General features: G+C 75.2%; 5 protein-coding genes. All 5 read left to right on the top strand.

All coding sequences use genetic code 11. The features are described 5' to 3' along the window. Nucleotides 1-1,207: NAD(P)H-hydrate dehydratase (locus tag JNW87_RS34915; protein ID WP_238455161.1), on the top strand; the 1,207-nt coding region annotated here is incomplete at its 5' end. 70 nt (nt 1,208-1,277) lie between these two features. Continuing rightward, on the top strand, nt 1,278-2,396 hold the full coding sequence (alr, locus tag JNW87_RS34910; RefSeq protein WP_109806075.1) for an alanine racemase: 1,119 nt from the start codon (nt 1,278-1,280) through the stop codon (nt 2,394-2,396). Beyond that, nucleotides 2,393-3,490, top strand: a complete 1,098-nt coding sequence (locus JNW87_RS34905; RefSeq protein ID WP_109806074.1) for an alpha/beta fold hydrolase — start codon at nt 2,393-2,395, stop codon at nt 3,488-3,490. The genes alr and JNW87_RS34905 overlap by 4 nt, the downstream gene beginning before the upstream one ends. A gap of 28 nt (nt 3,491-3,518) precedes the next feature. Then, nucleotides 3,519-3,986, top strand: a complete 468-nt coding sequence (tsaE, locus tag JNW87_RS34900; RefSeq protein ID WP_109806078.1) for a tRNA (adenosine(37)-N6)-threonylcarbamoyltransferase complex ATPase subunit type 1 TsaE — start codon at nt 3,519-3,521, stop codon at nt 3,984-3,986. 55 nt (nt 3,987-4,041) lie between these two features. Beyond that, nucleotides 4,042-4,743, top strand: coding sequence for a uracil-DNA glycosylase (ung, locus tag JNW87_RS34895; RefSeq protein ID WP_109806073.1), 702 nt, complete (start codon nt 4,042-4,044; stop codon nt 4,741-4,743). Nucleotides 4,744-4,765: the final 22 nt, after the last annotated feature.

Here is a 4,765-nt window from a genome sequence, read left to right as displayed (position 1 = left end):
GGCCGGGCGGCACGCCGAGGCGCTGGCGGCGCTGCGGGCCGCGGCGGGCAGCTGGTCGACCGCGCCGGCCCTGGTCGACCTGGTGCTGGACGGCATCATCGGGATCGGCGGCAGCGGCGGGCTGCGGGAGACCGCCGACCAGTTGGCCGCGAGCCTGGTCCGGCACTGCGGGCGGGACGGCGACCGGGCCACCGTGGTGGCGGTGGACGTGCCGAGCGGCGTGGCGGTGGACACCGGGCACGTGCCGCTGACCGCTTCCGGCCGGCCGAGCGCGGTGCGGGCCGACGTGACGGTCACCTTCGGCGCGCTGAAGCCGGCGCTGGTGGTCGGCCCGGCCGCCGAGCTGGCCGGGCACGTCGAGCTGGTCGACATCGGGCTGGCGCCGTGGCTGCGCGGTTCGCCGGCGCTGCGGGTGACCGAGTGGTCGGACGTGGTCGACTGGTGGCCCCGGCTCGGCGCGGCCTCCGAGAAGTACACCCGGGGCGTGGTCGGGGTGGCGACCGGGTCGGCGACGTACCCGGGGGCGGCGGTGCTCTCGGTCGGAGGGGCGCTGGCCGGGCCGACCGGCATGGTCCGCTACGCCGGCGGGGCACGCCCGGAGGTGCTGCACCAGCACCCGTCGGTGATCGCCACCGGCCGGGTCGCGGACGCCGGCCGGGTGCAGGCCTGGGTCTGCGGCTCCGGGCTGGGCACCGGCGAGGAGTCCGCCGCCGAACTGCGCGCGGTGCTCTCCGCGCCGGTGCCGGTGGTGCTCGACGCGGACGCGCTCACCCTGCTGGTGGACGGCAAGCTGGCGGACCGGCTGCGCGACCGGGACGCCCCGATCGTGGTGACCCCGCACGACCGGGAGTACGCCCGGCTCTGCGGCGAGACCCCGGGCGCGGACCGGGTGTCGGCCGCCCTGCGGCTGGCCGCCTGGATGAACGCGGTGGTGCTGCTCAAGGGGGATCGCACGATCATCGGCACACCGGACGGCCGGGCGTACGTCAACCCGACCGGCACCCCGGTGCTGGCCACCGGGGGCACCGGGGACGTGCTCGCCGGGCTGCTCGGCTCGCTGCTCGCCGCCGGGGTGCCGGCGGACCGGGCGGCCGCCGCGGCGGCGTACCTGCACGGGCTGGCCGGCCGGGAGGCGGCCCGGAGCGGGCCGGTGACCGCGCCGGACGTGGCCAATGCGCTGCGCCCGGTGCTGGCCCGGCTGCCCTGATCCCGCGGCGCGGGCCCCCGCGAGCCCGGCTGCGACCCGCCGTGATCACCGGCGGAAGTAGGCTGGGGACATGTGGCAGTCGGAGGTACGCGTCGACCTGGACGCGATCCGGGAGAACGTGACCCGGCTCAGATCGGGCACGAGCGCCGAGTTGATGGCGGTGGTCAAGGCCGACGGGTACGGCCACGGCATGGTCCCGGCCGCCCGCGCCGCGCTGGACGCCGGCGCCGACTGGCTCGGCGTCTGCACCCTCGACGAGGCGCTGACCCTGCGCCGGGAGGGGATCAGCGCCCCCGTGCTGGCCTGGCTGCTCAGCCCGGGGCTGCCGCTGCACGACGGGGTCGCCGTCGGTGTGGACCTGGGCTGCGCCAGCCTGCCGCAGCTGGACGAGATGATCGAGGCGAGCCGCCGGGCGGACCGCCCGGCGCGGCTGCACCTGAAGATCGACACCGGGCTGTCCCGGGGCGGCGCCACCGTCGCCGACTGGCCCGCGCTGCTGGAGGCCGCCGCGAAGGCCCAGGCCGACGGCCTGGTCGAGGTGGTCGGCGTGTGGAGCCACTTCGTGTACGCCGACTCGCCCGGCCACCCCACGACCGACCGGCAGCTCGCCGTCTTCCACGAGGGGCTGGCCATGGTCGAGCGGGCCGGGCTGCGCCCGCGGTACCGGCACCTGGCGAACTCGGCCGCCACGCTGACCCGCCCGGACACCCACTTCGACCTGGTCCGCCCGGGGCTGGCGGTCTACGGCCTGTCCCCGGTGGCCGGCGAGCGGTACGGGCTGCGCCCGGCGATGACCGCCCGGGCCCGGGTGATGCTGACCAAGCGGGTGCCGGCCGGCACCGGCGTCTCGTACGGCCACACCTACCTGACCGAGCGGGAGGCGAACCTGGCGGTGGTGCCGCTCGGCTACGCCGACGGGGTGCCCCGGCACGCCTCCAACACCGGTCCCGTGCAGCTCGGCGGCAAGCGGCGGACGATCTCCGGCCGGGTCTGCATGGACCAGTTCGTGCTGGACTGCGGCGACGACGAGATCGCCGCGGGTGACGTGGCGACGCTCTTCGGCAGCGGCGCGGACGGCGAGCCCACCGCCGACGACTGGGCCGAGGCGGTCGGCACCATCAACTACGAGATCGTGACCCGGTTCGGCGGGGTCCGGGTGCCCCGCGTCTATGACGGCGAGCGGCCGTGACCTCGTCGCCCCGCTTCCGGGTCCCCCGGCCCCGGACCGCGGCCGGCAAGGTCGCCGGTGTGGTCGGCGCCGCCGTCGGCGTGGCCGCCGCCGGGCTCGCCGCGGGCGTGGTGAGCGAGCGGATCCTGGTCCGCCGGCTCAAGGGCGACCCCACCGATCCGTACGCCCACGAGGTCTTCGGCCAGCAGCGGTACGACGAGTCGTACCGGTTCGAGATGCCGGACGGCACCGACATCCACGTGGAGGTGGTCGAGCCGACCCGCCCGGTCGCGGGGCACCCGACCGTGGTGCTGGTGCACGGCTTCTGCCTGGACATGGGGACCTTCCACTTCCAGCGGGAGATGCTCGCCGCCCGCGGCGACTACCGGATCGTCGCGTACGACCAGCCGGGGCACGGCCGGTCGGGCCGGCTGGAGACCGGGGAGTACGACCTGGCCGCGCTGGGCCGGACGCTGCGCCGGGTGATCGACGAGACCGCGCCGGAGGGGCCGCTGGTGCTGGTCGGCCACTCGATGGGCGGGATGACGATCATGGCCCTGGCCGAGCTGTACCCGGAGATGTTCGGCGACCGGGTGGTCGGCACGGTGCTGATGGCCACCTCGGGCGGTCTGATCGCGGAGACGAAGCTGGTGGCGCCCGCTCTGCTCGGCCGGGTCGGCGCCCCGGTGCTCTACATGATGAGCAACGCCACCCGGTACGGCGGTTCCGTGATCGACAAGGCCCGGAAGTCGACCACCAACGTCGCCTGGCTGCTGACCCGCCGGTACGGTTTCGGCACCCCGAAGCCCAGCCCCGCGCTGGTGTCGTACGTGGAGACGATGAACTCGCGGACCTCGGCCGACACGGTGACCCGCTACCTGCGGACCCTGGCCACCCACTCCCGGTTCCCGGCGCTGGCCGCGCTGGCCGGCACGCCGGTGCTGGTGATCGTGGGGGACAAGGACATGATCACTCCGGTGAACCACTCGGAGGAGATCGTCCGGCGGCTGCCGCACGCCGAGTTCGTCAAGATCCATGACAGCGGGCACGTGGTGATGCTGGAGCACGCCGACGACGTCAACGCCGCGCTGGAGCACTTCCTTGACGAGCTGTGAGCGGGGAGGCGCTGTGACGGTCGTCGTCATGCTGCCGACGGTCGAGGACACCCACGGGTTCGGCCGGCGGCTGGCCGGCGTGCTGCGCGCCGGTGACCTGCTGCTGCTCAGCGGCCCGCTCGGCGCCGGCAAGACCGCGCTCACCCAGGGCATCGGCGCCGGCCTCGGCGTGCGCGGCGACATCACCTCGCCGACCTTCGTGATCGCCCGGGTGCACCGGCCCGACCCGGCGCGGGGCGGCGCGGTGTCCCTGGTGCACGCGGACGCGTACCGGCTGGGGGAGTCGGCGGATCCGCGCGCCGAGATCGACGACCTCGACCTGGACGCCTCGGTGGACGAGGCGGTGACCGTGGTCGAGTGGGGCGAGGGAATGGTCGAGCAACTGGTCGACGCCCACCTGCGGGTCCGCATCGACCGACGCGAGGACGACACCCGGGTGGTGACCCTGGAACCGGTGGGCGGTGACTGGGCGGAGCGCCTCGCCACCCTCGACTGACGGCCTGTCGTACCCGCTGCCTACAGTGCCCGGGACCGACTGCGAAAGGTTGCCGATGCTCGACGACGCCCCGACCCTCGACCTGCTGGCGCTCCTCCCCGAGGAGTGGCGCGCGGTGCTCGCCCCGCACCTCGACCCGGCCCGCACCGCGGCGCTGGCCGAGTTCGTCGCCCGGGAGTACGCCACCCAGACCGTCTTTCCCCCGGTCGAGGACCTCTTCTCCGCCTACCGGCTGTGCGGGCCGGCGGGCTGCCGGGTGCTGATCCTCGGGCAGGACCCGTACCACAAGGCGGGGCAGGCGCACGGGTTGAGCTTCAGCGTCCGCGAGGGGGTGACGGTGCCGCCGTCGCTGCGCAACGTCTTCAAGGAGCTGGGCGAGGACCTGGGCGTGCCGAAGCCGCGCAGCGGCAACCTGAACGGCTGGGCGGCGCAGGGCGTGCTGCTGCTCAACTCGGTGCTCACCGTCCGGCAGGCCACCCCCGGCTCGCACGCGAACTCCGGCTGGGAGGAGTTCACCGACGCCACCATCCGCGCCCTCGACGCCCTCGACCAGCGGGTGGTCTTCCTGCTCTGGGGCGGGTACGCGCGCAAGAAGGCGGCCCTGGTCACCAACCCGCGGCACGTGGTGCTGGAGGCCGGCCACCCGAGCCCGATGAACCCCCGCGGCTTCCTCGGCAGCCGCCCGTTCAGCGCGGCCAACAAGGCACTCGCCGACGCCGGCCTGCCCACCATCGACTGGGAGCGCTCAGCCGGCTGACCCCGCCCGGCGCGCCCGGCGG

The sequence above is a fragment of the Micromonospora sp. ATA51 genome, assembly GCF_016802855.1.
Lineage (GTDB): Bacteria > Actinomycetota > Actinomycetes > Mycobacteriales > Micromonosporaceae > Micromonospora > Micromonospora sicca.
This window is presented reverse-complemented; position numbering and strand designations above follow the sequence as displayed.

Excerpts from the sequence above, each read along its gene's own strand:
- alr (WP_109806075.1), top strand. The coding sequence starts at position 1,278 with ATGTGGCAGTCGGAGGTACGCGTCGACCTGGACGCGATCCGGGAGAAC.
- tsaE (WP_109806078.1), top strand. The coding sequence starts at position 3,519 with ATGCTGCCGACGGTCGAGGACACCCACGGGTTCGGCCGGCGGCTGGCC.
- ung (WP_109806073.1), top strand. The coding sequence starts at position 4,042 with ATGCTCGACGACGCCCCGACCCTCGACCTGCTGGCGCTCCTCCCCGAG.